Here is a 16,362-nt window from a genome sequence, read left to right as displayed (position 1 = left end):
TAGCGTCAAAGAGCATTGATAACGCTCTCTACTTAGTTGACAGAAGGGGGCGAAAACGTTATGATAAGTCGCGAACGGAAACTATCTTATCCAGAGAAGGTGGAGGGACAGGCCCTATGAAACCCAGCAACCGTCATTTATACATGAAAAGGTGCTAACCTGATGCAGGGAGAGATCCTTGAACGATAAGAGCGAATGGACCCTTTCCCTTTGCTCGTTATGGGAAGGGATTTTTTATACTTTCAAAAGTTTCTAAAGCTTTAAAGGTATAATGGTAAATCATCGGCATTTGCTATATTTAGCGGATTTCGAGGTTTTCTCATGTAGATTTTTCATTCGTTTATAATATATGAATAAATACCGGTATGTTGGTTTGAAGTGATGCTATTTCCTGTAATTAAGGAGTGCACAACCTGCTGGTTTATTTTACTGAGATAGATAGCTGGGTGATGAGTTCCGTCTCAAAGATAAGAGTATTTTAAAGGAGGAGTTTGAGGGAATGGCTGCAAATCGCCGCTTGTTTACATCAGAATCAGTTACAGGAGGGCATCCGGATAAAATCTGTGACCAAATTTCTGATGCTATACTAGATGAAATCTTAAAAAATGATCCTAACGCTCGCGTAGCATGTGAAACAACTGTTACAACAGGGTTAGTTCTTGTATCAGGGGAAATCTCAACAAATACGTACGTGGATATTCAATCAATTGTCCGTAATACGATTAAGGATATTGGCTACACGCGTGCGAAATATGGTTTCGATGCAGAAACGTGTGCTGTATTAACAGCAATTGATGAACAATCACCTGATATTGCTGCAGGAGTAAATGAAGCGCTTGAAGCACGAGAAGGTCAAATGACTGATCGTGAAATTGAGAATATTGGTGCGGGAGACCAGGGGTTAATGTTTGGTTATGCAAATAACGAAACTCCTGAACTAATGCCACTTCCAATCTCTTTAGCTCATAAACTGGCGAAACGTTTGTCTGACGTGCGCAATGATGAAACCGTTCCTTACCTTCGTCCTGATGGTAAAACTCAGGTTACCGTAGAGTATGACGAACATGATCAACCTGTTCGTATTGACACGATTGTCATCTCCACTCAGCATCACCCAGAAATAACACTAGAACAAATTCAAAAGGATTTAAAAGAACATGTCATTGCTCCGATTGTTCCGACAGAACTACTTGATGAGCAAACTAAATATTTCATTAATCCGACTGGTCGCTTTGTAATCGGCGGACCTCAAGGGGATGCTGGTTTAACAGGCCGTAAGATTATCGTGGATACCTACGGCGGATATGCCCGTCACGGTGGTGGAGCATTTAGTGGTAAAGATGCAACGAAAGTTGACCGTTCAGCAGCTTATGCTGCCAGATATGTAGCGAAGAATATAGTCGCTGCAGGATTAGCAGATTCTTGTGAAGTTCAGTTAGCTTACGCAATTGGCGTGGCTCAACCTGTTTCCATTTCTATTAACACATTTGGTACAGGGAAAGTTTCAGAAGAGACGTTAGTTGAAGCGGTTCGTGAGAAATTCGATCTTCGTCCAGCTGGCATCATTAAAATGTTAGACCTACGCCGTCCAATTTATCGTGATACAGCAGCTTATGGTCACTTCGGTCGTACAGACGTTGAGTTCCCATGGGAGCAAACGGATAAAGCAGAGGACCTAAAACAATTATTGACTTCTAAATAACGTAAGAGCATGGAATTGCCTGGCAGTTCCATGCTTTTTTTGTTCTGAACGATAATCTCATGTCCTTTGTCCGGTGAAAACATGATAAAATGTGAGAGTCTGTCGGAATCATGGTATAATTTTAACTTAAGCGTTACCGACGATAAATTTACGGGTAAAACGAATAATTGTGAAGCATGCATGTAGTTTTGTATGGAAACCAGCTCGGTGAGAAGGATATCGAGTGGTCTCTGACAATTACAACCATTTTGTGATAAACTGAAACATCAAAGTGTGAATGAAAGTGAGGATCTTCGTATGTGCGGTTTTATTGGTGTCATTCGAGACGTTCCATCTCCAGTAGATGAAGAACAAAAACAGTCTTTTAAGCGAAGAAACGACATTATTACTCATCGTGGCCCAGATGATGAAGGGTATTATCATGATGATTACATATCTTTTGGTTTTCGTCGTTTAAGTATTATTGATATAGAAAGCGGTCATCAACCACTAAGTTATGATGACGAAAAGATTTGGATGGTGTTTAACGGGGAGATCTATAACTATGTAGAGCTTCGTGAAGACCTTCAAAAGCAAGGGTATACATTTGAAACAGAATCGGATACAGAGGTAATAGCGGCCTTATTTAAAGCTAAACAAGAAGAAGCTTTTTCGTACCTTCGTGGTATGTTCGCTATTTTAATATGGGATAAGGAAGAGCAAACCTTTTACGGTGCACGTGACCCATTTGGCATTAAACCATTGTTCTATAGTGAACAAAGTGATGGCACTTATTTCGCTTCTGAGAAGAAAAGCATCACCCTCCTTCAGGAGAATGAGCTCGTTAACACAGAAGCATTGCAACATTATTTAAGTTATCAGTATGTTCCGGAACCTCTTACACTGACAGATGGAATATCTAAAGTAGAGCCTGGTCATTATTTCGTGAAAAAGCCAGGGAAAACGATCAAGTTCCACCGTTATTGGCATGCTACTTTTACTCAGGTGGCAGGAAGCGAGAGTGAATGGATTAAACGTATTCAGGACGTGATGTACGATTCAGTCAACAAGCATATGCGAAGTGATGTGCCTGTTGGATCGTTCTTATCCGGAGGAATCGATTCTTCAATTATTGTTGCTATGGCGCGCGAGTTCAACCCGAACTTAAAAACGTTCTCCGTTGGGTTTGAGCGTGAAGGCTTTTCTGAAGTGGATGTGGCCAAAGAAACAGCTGAGAAACTTGGTGTAGAGAATCATTCTTACATCATTACACCAGAAGAATACGTTCAAAAGCTTCCAAAAATCATGTGGCATATGGATGATCCTTTAGCGGATCCAGCTTGTGTTCCGCTTTATTTTGTAGCACGTGAGGCGAGAAAGCATGTGACCGTTGTACTTTCTGGTGAAGGGTCTGATGAATTATTCGGAGGATATAACATTTACCGAGAACCTGAATCCTTGAAGATGTTTGACTCAATGCCAGGTATGGCAAAGAGCTTGCTTTCTCGTGTTGCTAAGGTTATGCCAGAAGGCGTAAAAGGGAAAAGTTTCTTAGAAAGAGGCACGACCCCGTTGCGTGAGCGCTATATTGGGAATGCGAAGATGTTTGAAGAAGCGGAGAAGCAGCAGCTTCTTAAAGATTATCATAAACATGCGAACTACCAATCCCTTACACGCTCGCTATATCAAAACGCAGATGCTTATCACCCTGTAAACCAGATGCAGTATGTGGATATTCACACATGGATGCGCGGTGATATCTTACTAAAGGCTGATAAGATGACAATGGCTCATTCCCTTGAGCTTCGTGTTCCATTCCTTGATAAAGAAGTCTTTAATGTAGCACGTGAAATTCCGGTTGATATGAAGATTGCTGATGGAACGACAAAGTCCATTTTACGTAAAGCTTCACGTGGAATTGTTCCTGACCATGTCCTTGACCGTAAGAAGTTAGGATTCCCTGTTCCAATGCGTCACTGGTTAAAGAACGAATTGAACGGATGGGCAAAAACCCTTATTCAGGAAAGTGAGACAGATCATTTGATTGATAAGCAGGCTGTCTCTAAGTTGCTTGAAGACCACGTTCAAGGAAAGGGAGATTATTCTCGTAAAATATGGACGGTATTGATGTTTATGCTCTGGCATCAAATCTTCGTTGAACGGAAATTTCCCATCGAAGAATTAATTAGTGAAGACCAAACAAAAAGCAAGCTTACCATTACTTAATGGTAATTGCTTGCTTTCCCATTTGCACCCAGGCTTCTTTAAAGTCGTCTTTGGGTGCTTTTTTCTTTTTACCTGTTAAGGGATCATTGAAATACATAAAGTCTTGATCATAACCTGTTATTACAACGGAGTGCTCTTTCATGGTAATCCGTTTGGTTCCGTTGGGAGTTATCCACTGTTCAAAATAAGAATCAGGTAGTGATTGGTAAAGGGTGTTCGTAATGATCCAAACGGGATGTCCGTCATCTAGATGCTCGAGGATCTCATAGAAACTTCCTCCTGAGAAATCAATTACACGGTCTCCTGCATACTGGCGTGTAAGTTTGGCAATCGGTTTATGATAAACGCCAAATCCAGGTTCACTTAAGTTGTACATGTTACCAACGAACCCTTCATTAGGATCACCGAAATGAATTTGACCGTCGATATTCTGATAGGCTTGTTCAGACTTTTGAACTTTTTTGGCTAACGTCATTTTATCTACGTCGTAATCGTGATGTTGTAAAAGCATGCTTAAAGAGGTGACTTCGCATCCCCTTGGTAGTTCAGGGTACTGATTGACCGCTTCGACATCGATATGCACTTCTGATTTAAGATGGTATTGTTCAATTAGAGGGTTCTTTATCGTTCCATCTTCTGTGTTCTTTTGATTAGCTGATACGTGTTGAACCTTGGAGGTTTCTTTCCACAAGCCTTGGACAGATTCTCTTATGTCATCTTTATGTTTCTGAACGGTGAATGTCCCTAGAGTTAAGGAGCAGATCACAAAAAGGGCACTATACCATTTTAATAAACGTTTATAAGAGGTTTGTTTTTGGCTGACTGTCCAAAGGAGTACAGCTAGAACCACAGAAGTGGAAAATAGCAGAACATACATAAAAGCAAACGCCTCCTAATAAATGAGACTTTCAAAGGTTGGTTTTAGAGATTTGGACGACTGGGGGTGGTCGTTTTATAGTACTGTCCTTTTTCCACATATTCTCTTCTAATTCGTTCCATATCCCTAATGTCTTCATCGGTTAATTCTCGAATAACTTTAGCAGGGCGTCCAAATGCAAGGGTGTTTGAAGGGATTTTTTTGTTAGGCGGGACTAAACTTCCTGCACCGATAAAGGCACCTTCTCCGATTTCAGCCCCATCGAGAACAATCGATCCCATACCGATTAGGGCGTTTTGTCTAATGATGCTTGAGTGTAACATGACTTGGTGACCAATGGTGACATCGTCTTCAATGAGTAACGGTTTCCCGGGGCTTTGGTGGAGCATGCTTTGGTCTTGGATGTTTGAACGCTTGCCAATATGCACCCGATCGACGTCACCTCTTATAACGGTCTTAAACCAGATGCTTGCTTCTTCTTCTATTGTGACATCTCCAGTAATGATGACGTCATCAGCAATATAGGCCGTTTCATGAATGGTTGGCATATGTCCTTTATAAGGGTAGATCATTTGAATCCTCCGTTCGATTGTGTTGATATTATAAGTATAACAAATGACAGCACCCTATAGGGGAGAGGATGATTGGATGAAGCATATTACCGTAGAAGATGCTAAAGGGATTATAGTCATCGTTCATGGAGCCTTCGAACATTCAGGTAGGTATAATGACTTGGCGAACCGCTGGGTGAGCGAGGGATATGAGGTGGTTTATGGTGACCTTCCGGCTCATGGGAATCATGAAGGGATCAAAGGGCACATCGACCACTTTGAAGAGTATTTAGAAGAGATTGCTAGCTGGATCAACGAGGCGATGAAATCAAATTTACCTATCTTCTTGCTAGCGCATAGTATGGGTGGACTTGCTGCAATCCGGCTGCTGGAGGAAAACGAGTTGCCCTTGAAAGCCGTCGTTCTTTCATCACCGGGGCTAGGCATAAAAAACCCACCTCCAAAACCTCTTCAGGTCGTAGCTAAGGGATTGAATGTTGTGGTGCCTAAGTTACAATTAAACGGCAATTTGAATCCAGAACACGTAACGAGGAATGTTGACGTTCTTAAAAGAGACCAGGGAGACCGCTTAATGTTAAAAAAGGTTTCTGTACGCTGGTATAAGGAGTTTGAAAAAGGGATCGAGCGTGCTTTTAACAAAATTGACACCTATCAAGATGTTCCTACGCTTGTGATGCAAGCTGGGGATGATAAAATAGTAAATAAAGAGGCGACATTGAAATGGTTTAATTCACTCCACATTCATGAAAAATTTTATAAAGAATGGGAAGGATTATATCATGAGATCTTTAATGACCCTGAAAAAGAAGATGTATTTCACTATGCGAAATCGTTTGTAGAAATGCATCTTTAGAATAGTTGTATAAAAAGGAGGTTGCTTCCTTTGGCTTCCATACCAAAACGTGCCGTTCCATTAATGGCTACGATCTATCGGAAGATATTCCCTCAGGTCCACAGGGAATTAAGTTATTGGAAAAATCGAGCTGAACAGATTCCGAATGAGGAGCTTCGTAAACAAGCACTCGACTCAATTGAAGACAAAACATTCCACTGTGAGGGTGGCTCGATTTATGCAATTTTAGCAGGAGACAATCGAAACAATGCCATTCAATTTGTGGTGGCGTATCAAACCATATCGGATTACTTAGACAACCTCTGTGACCGGAGTACCTCCCTTGATCCTGAGGATTTCAGAGCACTCCACTTCTCGATGAGGGATGCCCTGACGCCCGGGAATCCGATACGTGACTACTATAAAGAGCGTGAAGAGAAGGATGATGGAGGATACTTACAAGATCTTGTGAAGACTTGCCAGAACCTTCTTGGACAGTTATCAAATTATCAACAGATTCAATCTTATTTATATGAATTAGCGGATTTGTATTGTGATTTGCAAGTTCATAAACATGTGAAGATGGATGAACGTGTCCCTCGTTTGAAAAGGTGGTTTGATGACTATCAGAACCGATGGGAGGACTTAAGTTGGTATGAATTTTCGGCTTGTTCAGGCTCCACGCTAGGCATCTTCTGCCTGGTATCCTATGCGCATGGTGAACATTTAACGCCAGAGGTGGCTTCACAAGTCTACGATGGATACTTCCCGTATATGCAGGGGCTTCATATCTTATTGGATTACTACATTGATCAACAGGAAGACCTCGAAGAAGGGGACTTGAATTTCTGTACATATTATGATCATGAAGATCATATGAAGGAACGTTTCCTGTATTTTATTGATCAAACGAAACAGCATGTAAACCCGCTTCCTCATTCCTCTTTCCACCATATGGTGCAAAAAGGTCTTGTTGGACTTTATCTGGCTGATTCTAAGGTCCAGAAACTCCAAGGAGCTCGCCCATTAGTAAAAGAGCTATTAAATGTAAGCGGGACAAAAGCTAAATTTTTCTATATGAATTCTAAGCTCTATCACAAAATAAAGCCCGGTCTCGCATAAGAGCCGGTTTTTATTTTTGCTTTACTATAATAAAGCGTGCCAGACACCCTTTACCTTACTAAAGGGTGTCTGGCACGCTTTTGTGTTTTATTTTTTCTCGATGGCCAGAATGAATGGCGGCGTATTGACTTGATTTAAAAATCCGTACCGCAGGACATTGTATTGTTTTTGGTCTAATTTTGAGAGGGATTTAAGAAGAGCTTCTTTTTCCTGTTGTCCACCTTCATGCCCGTGGTAGACGACAAGTACTAATATCCCTTTCTTTTTGAGTCTTTCAAGAATCCCTTGGACGGCCTCAAGAGTGGAAACAGCTTCAGTTACGACTGATTTATCACTCCCGGGTAGATAACCAAGGTTGAAAATTGCCCCACCTAGGACGGCGTCTTCGTCTATATACTTCTTAAAATGAGCATGGTTATCCATAATAAGATTAACGTTGTAAATATTGTGTTCCACTAAGCGGTCATGAGTGGATTCTATGGCTTGTTCCTGGATGTCAAATGACAGCACATTCCCTTTTTCACCAACCAGCTTGCTTAAAAAGACAGTATCGTGTCCATTTCCGGCTGTACCATCAAGAGCGGTTTCGCCGGGCTCGATTGATTGTTCTAACAAGTAATGAGCATAATCTAAAATACGGTACAACATACATAAGATCTCCTTCTTCTGATGTTCTTCGAAGCTTTTCCTATCATGAATTGTAGCACGTATATATAAATAGCAAAAGCGAATTGAAATGCATAGGAATAGCCCTCTTGCACAATATAGGAATGAGGTGATGATGATGGCGACACGTGATTCCATAGAAAATATGGTAGAAGTGGCAAAGAGAAAAATGGAAGCTGCCAGAGAACAATTAGAACAAGCAAACCAAGTCGGTTATCAACCAAGTGACGAATATAGCCAGGTGCAACTTGGCTTAGAAGAAGCAGAAACTGAAATTCAAAAGCTGATGCATAGTGCGAACCATCAGCAAAAAGATCAACTTCACCGTTTGCATCTGCAAGTTACACAAGTATTAAATGATATGATCTTAGATCATGAAGATTTAGGGGAATACAAACAGCAATAGGTCAAGGATCCTGCACATGAGTGCAGGATCTTTTTTATTCAAAAAGTTTCCAAAAAAGGATTGACGGGTCATTATGAATTAGTGTACTATTCAACTAGTACACTAATTCATAATGAGAGGAAGTTAACTATGACTGCATTTCAAGGGCTTTGGAAAAAGGAGTGGAAATTATCTTGGCTGTTTCATACTCTGTTAATTTCACTAGGAGTATTGATCACGGCCGTAGTCTATTTGTGGCTCAAAGCAAAAGGTCAGGAGCCGTTCATTAGTATTCCGCTTGTCATTATCCTTACATTGCATATCTTTTATCTGGCTGGTTACTTATTGTTTTCGTTAAATAAAGAAGGGTCAAACCTACACATTTGGCTTCATTCTCCTCAATCAATTCACAAGATGCTCGGAGCTAAGTTCTTAAATGGGGCTTTGTTTATGGTAGTGTCCATGATTATTTTTAGCGCTCTTTTACTTTTTCTCTTCTTCTCTTCTGGGGAATTGAGTTTCATCTTTAGCGATTTGGTAAAAGGTGCTTTGATCGCTAATGGGTACATCTTTTATCAAGCTGTAGTATTAGGGGTTTTTGTTTTGCTGCTTTGGTCCGTGTATCGGTTGGTGAATCAATATACAGGGAAATGGGGACTCCTCCTTGTCTTGATTTTAGCTATTGGACTTATGTTGGTGGAGTCTTGGATTTTGGATTCGGGATTAATGATGACGTTCAATTCCTGGACAGAAGTCAAAGTTGATCCAAGTCAGCTCTTCCCTTCTATATATGATTTTTTCAATAACAATTATAACGTCAATGAATTAGAAACAGTTCCTTTTAGTTACGGAGAAAACATAGTGAATATATTGTTCAGCGTTTTCTATTACTTTGTCGCTGCATATATTCTTGATCGAAAAGTTGAGGTGTAACCGATGCCGATTGATTTTCAACAAGACAGACCAATTTATCAGCAACTTATGGATCGCTTATCAAATGAAATCGTAAGGGGAGATCGTATGCCTGGGGACAAATTACCTTCTGTTCGAGAATATGCGGTTGATACGGGGGTTAATCCGAACACGGTATCGCGCGTATACCGGGAGTTGGAACAATTAACGATTGTGGAGTCAAGAAGAGGGCAAGGAACATTTGTAACAGAGGATCAGAAGCGTCTAAATCAGCTGCGTGAAGAGCTGAAAGAACGTCAAATCGATCGGTTCATAACAGAAATGAAGCAACTAGGTTTTTCAGAAAACGAAATGATACAAGGTCTTCAAGCGAAGGCGAAAGGGGAGGGAAATTAAATGATCTCATTTCAACATGTATCAAAGCGGTATATAAAACATAAAGCGCTCCGTGACGTGACGTTTAACTTAGAGAAGGGCAAGGTGATAGGAGTAGTCGGTGAGAATGGAAGTGGGAAGTCGACCACTCTGAAACTTATAGCTGGTTTACTCCGCCCGACAAGTGGCGAGGTTACAGTGGATGACCAAAAAGTGGACCGAGGCATTAGTCGTATGGTCGCCTATATGTCAGAGCTTGATCATGTCTATCCATTCTTTACAGTAGGAGAAGCGGTTGACTATTTTGCTTCTCAATTTAATGATTTAGACCGAGAGAAAGCAGAAGAAATCCTGTCATTTATGAAGTTAAGGAAGGACCAAAAGGTAAAGACGTTATCCAAAGGGAATAAAGGACGCTTAAAGATGACGATTACCTTGGCACGTAAAGTTCCTTATATCTTATTGGATGAACCTTTCTCTGGCTTAGATCCTATGGTAAGGAATGCGATTGTAAAAGGCTTGATCCGCTTTGTGGACCTTGACGCACAATCCTTGATTATTACAACTCATGAAATCAGAGAAATTGAACCTGTTCTAGACGAAGTTCTTGTGATTAGAGAGGGCCAAGTACTTGGACATGAACTAGTGGACGATATTCGATCAAATGGAAGAGACATTGTGGGATGGATGGAACATTTATACGAAGGAGGGCACATCGATGGCTGATTCTGTGGTGCAATTAAAGGGCTTGCGAAAAGATATTAAAAATAAGACCATCATTCATAATTTAGACCTTGATCTGTATGAAGGTGAAGTATTTGGTTTTCTAGGTCCTAACGGCGCTGGTAAAACCACCACCATCCGGATGATGGTAGGTCTTATGAAGCCGACTGGCGGAAATGTCGTAATCGGAGGAACTTCTTTACTTGAAGATTATGAGGAAGCAATCAGTCAGGTCGGTGCCATTGTTGAGAATCCGGAGTTATATAATTACATGTCAGGGTACAAGAATCTGGTTCACTTTTCTCGTATGCATAAAGGAGTCACCAAAGATCGAATTCAAGAAGTGGTTGATCAGGTTGGGCTCGCTTCACGTATTCATGAAAAAGTGAAGACGTATTCCCTGGGGATGAGACAGCGCCTGGGCTTAGCGCAAGCGATTCTTCATAAACCTAAATTCTTAATCCTAGATGAACCAACAAATGGTTTAGATCCTGCGGGGATTCGTGAATTTCGCACCTATTTAAGGAAAATTGCTCGCGATGAAGGAGTTAGTATACTAGTGTCTAGTCACCTTCTTTCTGAAATTGAGCTTATGTGTGATCGTGTAGGAATTATACAAAAAGGTAAACTGATTGACGTTCGAACAGTAAAAGAGGAAACGGACACGTCTAATTGGACATTTACGGTTGACCAACCGCTTCGTGCCAAGGAGGTCCTCGAGGAAGTGTTTGAGAATGTGGAGGGAGAGGTTAACGAACGTTCTCTTTTATTATCAATCCCCGAGAGTGAAGTGCCTCAGTATAATAAAGCCCTCGTAGAAGAAGGGGTTCTGGTTTATGGCATAGCGAAAACGAAATCGACCTTAGAAGATGAGTTTCTTAAAGTGACCGGAGGTGAGCAGGTTGGGTAACTTTTTTAATTTAATTCGTAATGAATGGATGAAATTACTCCAGCGGAAAAGTACGTGGATTATGGCCATTATATTGGTGGTAGCTGTGTTTGGAATCGTTGGACTCTTAAGGTGGGATTATAGCAATAACGACAACCCTGCCCAATCCCCTACATGGGAAGAGCAACTTCAACAACAGATTAGTGCATACGAAACACGTAAAGAGGGAGTGGCGCCTTCTTCAAATCAGTATAAAGATGCTGTAGAGCAAATAGAATTAGCGCAGTATCGAATCGATCATGAATTAGCCCCGCTTGAAGGGGGGACTTATTGGTCTACTGTTAACAATTCTGTATTATTCTTTTCTTTCTTAGTGCTATTCGTCATTATTGTTGCCTCCGGAATTATTGCGAATGAATTTTCGAAAGGAACCATTAAACTTCTAGCCATACGCCCGGCAACTCGAGGGAAGCTTCTTTATAGTAAATATGTGACTGTGCTGCTGTTTTCCGTAGCGATTACAGGATTGTTATTGGTATGTGCACTAGTTTCAGGACTTTTCTTCCCATTTGATTCTTATACGTATTTAACATGGAACGGGGAGACTGTGTCAGAGTGGCCAGCTATTGTTGAAGTTCTCCAAGCGTATGTATATTCTATGGTGAATTTAGTAGTAATGGGGACGGTTGCTTTTATGATCGCAACTCTTTTTAGGTCAAATGGACTCGCAATTGGGTTAAGTATGTTTTTATCATTTGCCACTTATCCGGCCATGAATTTATTGCAAGGGTATGAATGGGCCAAATATCTTTTGTTCGCTCACAATGAATTTGCACAGCACCTGACGCAGCCGCTGTTTGACGTTACGCCTGCCTTTTCATTATTTATCATAATAAGTTATTTGATTATCTTCCATGTGCTTACGTACATTTCGTTCAAGAAGCGGGATATAGCGGTTTAGTCAGGCTGCCTTGACATTGGTGGAAGAATTGCTTACAATTTATTATCATAACAAACGGTCTGAATAACTGTGATAAGGACTAGTAGTAAATGTGTCAAGAACGTAGAGAGGTAGCGGTTGGTGGAAGCTATCCTTGGCCTTTATGAACTCCCCTTTGATGTTGCGATCCTGAACGAATGAGTAGGGTTCGCCGTACTCCGCGTTAAGGATTCGAGTGAGCGTCAGTTGGCGCTAATTTGGGTGGTACCACGGGTATTGTAAACCTCTCGTCCCAGAGTTTGGGGCGAGAGGTTTATTTTTTTATAACCGAAAATCACATTATTCAGTACAAGTTCTAGGAGGTCACAGGAATGGCATACGATCATAAATCGATCGAGAAGAAATGGCAAGACTACTGGGTTGGGGAGAAAATTTTTAAAGCTGACAGCAGTAGTGATAAAGACAAATTCTATGCACTAGATATGTTCCCTTATCCATCAGGAGCTGGTCTGCACGTTGGGCACCCTGAAGGAATGACAGCTACAGATATTGTTTCTCGTATGAAACGTATGCAAGGATATGAAGTTCTTCATCCAATGGGGTGGGACGCATTTGGTCTTCCGGCTGAACAATATGCCCTTGATACAGGGAATGATCCTGCTGTATTTACCAAGCAGAATATTGATAACTTCCGTCGCCAAATTCAAGCACTTGGCTTTTCTTATGATTGGGACCGTGAAGTAAATACAACAGATCCCAATTACTATAAGTGGACTCAATGGATCTTCACGAAACTATATGAAAAAGGCCTAGCTTACGTAGATGAAGTGGCTGTTAACTGGTGTCCTGCACTTGGGACCGTTCTTGCCAACGAAGAAGTAGTAGACGGCGTGAGTGAACGTGGCGGGCATCCTGTTATTCGTAAACCGATGAAGCAGTGGATGCTTAAGATTACAGCCTATGCCGATCGTTTACTTGAAGATCTTGAAGAGCTTGACTGGCCTGAAAGCATTAAAGATATGCAACGTAACTGGATCGGGAAATCAGAAGGAGCGGACGTTCACTTCGATGTGGATGGACACGATGAAACGTTCACTGTATTCACTACTCGCCCGGACACTCTATTCGGTGCTACGTATGCGGTGTTGGCTCCAGAACATCCTTTTGTAGAACAAATCGTTACGGCTGAACAGAAAGAAGCAGTTCAAAGCTATCTTAATGAAGTGACGAAGAAGAGTGACTTAGAGCGTACAGATCTTGCTAAGGAGAAAACGGGTGTCTTCACAGGTGCATATGCCGTGAACCCTGTAAATGGAGAACGCATCCAAATCTGGGTAGCGGATTATGTGCTAATGTCTTATGGATCTGGTGCTATTATGGCCGTTCCAGCTCATGATGAGCGTGACTATGAATTTGCTAAAACGTTTGATCTTCCAATCCGTGCTGTAGTAGAAGGTGGGAATGTTGAAGAGGAGGCTTACACGGAAGACGGTAAGCACATCAACTCAGACTTTCTGAATGGATTAGATAAGGAAGAAGCCATTCAAAAAGCAATTGACTGGCTTGAAGCAGAAGGGAAAGGGGAAAAGAAAACCTCTTATCGCCTTCGAGACTGGTTATTTAGTCGCCAACGTTACTGGGGTGAACCAATCCCTGTCATTCACTGGGAAGACGGTTCAGTTACGGCGGAAAAAGTAGAAAATCTTCCACTAGAACTACCGAAAACGGAAAATATCAAACCTTCAGGAACAGGAGAATCCCCTCTTGCCAATATTGAAGATTGGGTAAATGTAGTTGATCCTGATACAGGCATGAAAGGTCGTCGTGAAACGAATACAATGCCTCAGTGGGCTGGTAGTTGCTGGTACTTCCTTCGTTATATTGATCCTGATAACAGTGAGCAACTAGCTGATCCTGAAAAACTTAAAGAGTGGTTACCGGTTGATATGTATATCGGCGGGGCGGAACATGCGGTTCTTCACCTTCTATATGCTCGTTTCTGGCACAAATTCCTTTACGATATTGGTGTGGTACCGACAAAAGAACCATTCCAACGTCTATTCAATCAGGGTATGATTCTTGGGGAAAATAATGAAAAGATGAGTAAGTCTAAAGGGAATGTTGTAAATCCTGATGATATCGTCGAAACGCATGGCGCGGACACACTACGTCTGTATGAAATGTTTATGGGACCTCTTGAAGCCTCTGTAGCCTGGTCTACAAATGGATTAGACGGAGCTCGTCGATTCTTGGATCGTGTCTACCGTTTATTTGCTACTGACGATGGTCGTCTCTCTGAAAAAGTTGTTAAGGAAAGCCAAAGCACAGACCTTGAACGCTCTTATCACGAGACGGTGAAAAAGGTAACGGAAAACTTTGAGGCTCTTCGCTTCAACACAGCTATTTCTCAGATGATGGTCTTCATTAATGATGCTTATAAAGCTAACGAAATCCCCGCACAGTATGCTGAAGGGTTTATGAAGTTGCTATCACCAGTAGCCCCTCACCTTGCAGAAGAGCTGTGGAGCATTCTGGGACATGAAGGAACGATTAGCTATGAAGCATGGCCTGTACACGATGAAGCGAAATTAATCGATGACGAAGTAGAGATTGTCCTTCAAGTCATGGGGAAAGTACGCTCTAAAGTGAATGCCCCTAAAGATGCTTCTAAAGAAGAATTAGAAAAACTAGCAATGGCAGATGAGACGATCCAGGAATGGATTGAAGGTAAAACCGTTCGTAAAGTCATAGCGGTACCAGGGAAACTTGTTAATATCGTTGCAAACTAGAATGAGAAAGAGGCTGCTAAAAAAGCAGTCTCTTTTTTATCTATTCAAGCGCTTCTATGGAGAGGTGCTTTTTTAATTTTGTCTTAAAAACCCCTTAAAACAAAGTATTCTTATCGGGATAAATACCCATAAACGTATCTCTTGACTTCAAGAAAAAATGATATAAAATTAGGCAGTGCATAAGAAAAAAGGGGGGCTAGCAGTGTATGAAGTGCAAGAATTAACTGCATCAGAATTAGAAGTTATGCTAAAAAATAATGTCCGTACACATATAATAGATGTACGCGAATATGAGGAAGTTGCACAAGGAATGATTCCATCTGCTAAGCATATTCCTCTTCAACAAATTCCTGATTCATTAAATTATTTTCATAAAGATCAAGAATATATTATTGTCTGTCGAGCTGGAGTAAGAAGTATGAATGCGTGTTTATACTTAGCTCAACATGGTTTCACTGCCACTAATCTTGCTGGCGGAATGCTCGATTGGAATGGAGAAGTTATATGAGAAATAGCAAGGGGGTAACAGCATGGAAACGTTAGGTCTTACGGCGCTTTTTATTTTATTGGCTTTTTTCATTACTAAACAATTTATTTCACCCCTACTCTATATGAAGAAGATCGATCAACATTCTATCTCTGATGATTATTGTGTAATAGATGTAAGAGACTATGTGTCTGCTCATCGCAGCCCTTATCCAAAAGCAGAGAATATTCCTCTTTCTTATTTACCTAGAGCATTAAAGGAACAATTTGAATGCTCTAAGGAGATTGTTCTTGTTAGTGACGATCTAAGAGGAGTCAGAATGGCTGCTAAAATGATTCGAAAAAAGAAACAACAATCGGTTTATTATATTCAACCTATGTAAAGAGAGTCGCCGCTATCCTTTGTGGATGGCGGCTATTATTTTGGATGAAGCAGTCGGAGGATGATTTTTATCTCTGGCGTGTTGACGGGGAAATGTAAAGCTTTCGATTCTGTGGTATAAAATACTGCTAAGACGATCTAGGAGATCTATTATTTCTAAGCATTATAAGTCTACTATTAATAAAATCTTAAAAAATATTAAAAATGCGTTGACGTTTTTCGGTCTATGCTGCAATATTGTTTTTGCTGTCGCGATAACGCACAGCACAGTCAACATTGAGCAAAAGAAAACATTAAGAAAATGTTAATTTTTCATTGACTCCATGTTAAGACATGTGATAACATATAATTACTTTCCTCGACAAGAGGACAAGTTACATTTGATCTTTGAAAACTGAACGAAACAACATGTAACGTCAATGTCTTTAAATTGATTTTTAAAGCCAGTAATCATTTATTTTGATGCTAGGCAGACTCACATTTTATGGAGAGTTTGATCTTGGCT

The 16,362-nt window shown here is 40.9% G+C and carries 16 protein-coding genes, 1 riboswitch and 1 other annotated feature; of the genes, 13 read left to right on the top strand and 3 right to left on the bottom strand.

From position 1 onward, the window contains the following. Positions 1 to 83 precede the first annotated feature (83 nt). Positions 84 to 192: riboswitch (SAM riboswitch) on the top strand. 307 nt (positions 193 to 499) lie between these two features. Both metK and asnB read left to right on the top strand, forming a co-directional pair. Further along, positions 500 to 1,702: a methionine adenosyltransferase gene (gene metK, locus LQ226_RS15005; protein WP_231418775.1), complete on the top strand. Its 1,203-nt coding sequence runs from the start codon at positions 500 to 502 to the stop codon at positions 1,700 to 1,702. A gap of 297 nt (positions 1,703 to 1,999) precedes the next feature. Next, a complete protein-coding gene (asnB, locus tag LQ226_RS15000; protein ID WP_231418774.1) occupies positions 2,000 to 3,907 on the top strand; it encodes an asparagine synthase (glutamine-hydrolyzing) in 1,908 nt (635 codons plus the stop codon). Here the strand turns inward: asnB and LQ226_RS14995 are convergent. Together LQ226_RS14995 and LQ226_RS14990 are read right to left on the bottom strand one after the other, a co-directional pair. Next, a complete protein-coding gene (locus LQ226_RS14995; RefSeq protein WP_231418773.1) occupies positions 3,900 to 4,784 on the bottom strand; it encodes a C39 family peptidase in 885 nt (294 codons plus the stop codon). The genes asnB and LQ226_RS14995 overlap by 8 nt on opposite strands. A 44-nt stretch (positions 4,785 to 4,828) precedes the next feature. Further along, positions 4,829 to 5,356: a gamma carbonic anhydrase gene (locus tag LQ226_RS14990; RefSeq protein WP_231418772.1), complete on the bottom strand. Its 528-nt coding sequence runs from the start codon at positions 5,354 to 5,356 to the stop codon at positions 4,829 to 4,831. A 76-nt stretch (positions 5,357 to 5,432) separates the two neighbouring features. On the opposite strand from LQ226_RS14990, the gene LQ226_RS14985 reads away from it, so the two are divergent. Together LQ226_RS14985 and LQ226_RS14980 are read left to right on the top strand one after the other, a co-directional pair. After that, positions 5,433 to 6,209: an alpha/beta hydrolase gene (locus LQ226_RS14985; RefSeq protein ID WP_231418771.1), complete on the top strand. Its 777-nt coding sequence runs from the start codon at positions 5,433 to 5,435 to the stop codon at positions 6,207 to 6,209. Positions 6,210 to 6,272: 63 nt separating this feature from the next. Then, positions 6,273 to 7,310: a tetraprenyl-beta-curcumene synthase family protein gene (locus LQ226_RS14980; protein WP_231419044.1), complete on the top strand. Its 1,038-nt coding sequence runs from the start codon at positions 6,273 to 6,275 to the stop codon at positions 7,308 to 7,310. An 87-nt stretch (positions 7,311 to 7,397) separates the two neighbouring features. Here the strand turns inward: LQ226_RS14980 and mnmM are convergent, their stop codons facing one another. After that, positions 7,398 to 7,958 carry a tRNA 5-(aminomethyl)-2-thiouridylate-methyltransferase MnmM gene (mnmM, locus tag LQ226_RS14975; protein ID WP_231418770.1) on the bottom strand — a complete coding sequence of 187 codons (561 nt, stop codon included), beginning with the start codon at positions 7,956 to 7,958 and terminating at the stop codon, positions 7,398 to 7,400. Between the two features lie 130 nt (positions 7,959 to 8,088). Between mnmM and LQ226_RS14970 the strand changes: the two genes are divergently transcribed. The 9 genes from LQ226_RS14970 to LQ226_RS14930 all read left to right on the top strand — a co-directional run bounded on the left by LQ226_RS14970 (position 8,089) and on the right by LQ226_RS14930 (position 15,858). Continuing rightward, positions 8,089 to 8,382, top strand: a complete 294-nt coding sequence (locus LQ226_RS14970) for a DUF2524 family protein (RefSeq protein WP_231418769.1) — start codon at positions 8,089 to 8,091, stop codon at positions 8,380 to 8,382. Positions 8,383 to 8,511: 129 nt separating this feature from the next. Next, the gene (locus LQ226_RS14965; protein WP_231418768.1) at positions 8,512 to 9,294 is read left to right on the top strand and encodes a hypothetical protein; all 783 of its coding nucleotides are present in this window, start codon (positions 8,512 to 8,514) and stop codon (positions 9,292 to 9,294) included. A 3-nt stretch (positions 9,295 to 9,297) separates the two neighbouring features. Next, on the top strand, positions 9,298 to 9,669 hold the full coding sequence (locus LQ226_RS14960) for a GntR family transcriptional regulator (RefSeq protein ID WP_231418767.1): 372 nt from the start codon (positions 9,298 to 9,300) through the stop codon (positions 9,667 to 9,669). Then, complete coding sequence (locus tag LQ226_RS14955; RefSeq protein WP_231418766.1) at positions 9,670 to 10,374, top strand: ABC transporter ATP-binding protein; 705 nt, start codon at positions 9,670 to 9,672, stop codon at positions 10,372 to 10,374. Next, a complete protein-coding gene (locus LQ226_RS14950) occupies positions 10,367 to 11,281 on the top strand; it encodes an ABC transporter ATP-binding protein (protein ID WP_231418765.1) in 915 nt (304 codons plus the stop codon). Before LQ226_RS14955 ends, LQ226_RS14950 begins: the two co-directional genes overlap by 8 nt. Further along, positions 11,274 to 12,221: a DUF2705 family protein gene (locus LQ226_RS14945; protein ID WP_231418764.1), complete on the top strand. Its 948-nt coding sequence runs from the start codon at positions 11,274 to 11,276 to the stop codon at positions 12,219 to 12,221. The genes LQ226_RS14950 and LQ226_RS14945 overlap by 8 nt, the downstream gene beginning before the upstream one ends. A gap of 60 nt (positions 12,222 to 12,281) precedes the next feature. Next, positions 12,282 to 12,498 (top strand) — a binding site (T-box leader). A gap of 73 nt (positions 12,499 to 12,571) precedes the next feature. Continuing rightward, positions 12,572 to 14,989 carry a leucine--tRNA ligase gene (leuS, locus tag LQ226_RS14940; RefSeq protein WP_231418763.1) on the top strand — a complete coding sequence of 806 codons (2,418 nt, stop codon included), beginning with the start codon at positions 12,572 to 12,574 and terminating at the stop codon, positions 14,987 to 14,989. A 202-nt stretch (positions 14,990 to 15,191) separates the two neighbouring features. Then, positions 15,192 to 15,497: a rhodanese-like domain-containing protein gene (locus tag LQ226_RS14935; RefSeq protein WP_231418762.1), complete on the top strand. Its 306-nt coding sequence runs from the start codon at positions 15,192 to 15,194 to the stop codon at positions 15,495 to 15,497. 22 nt (positions 15,498 to 15,519) lie between these two features. After that, a complete protein-coding gene (locus LQ226_RS14930; protein WP_231418761.1) occupies positions 15,520 to 15,858 on the top strand; it encodes a rhodanese-like domain-containing protein in 339 nt (112 codons plus the stop codon). The last annotated feature ends 504 nt before the right edge of the window (positions 15,859 to 16,362 follow it).

It is taken from the genome of Pontibacillus sp. HN14 (assembly GCF_021129245.1).
Lineage (GTDB): Bacteria > Bacillota > Bacilli > Bacillales > BH030062 > Pontibacillus.
The sequence above is the reverse complement of the archived record's forward strand: the minus strand, read 5'-3'. Positions and strand labels throughout refer to the sequence as shown.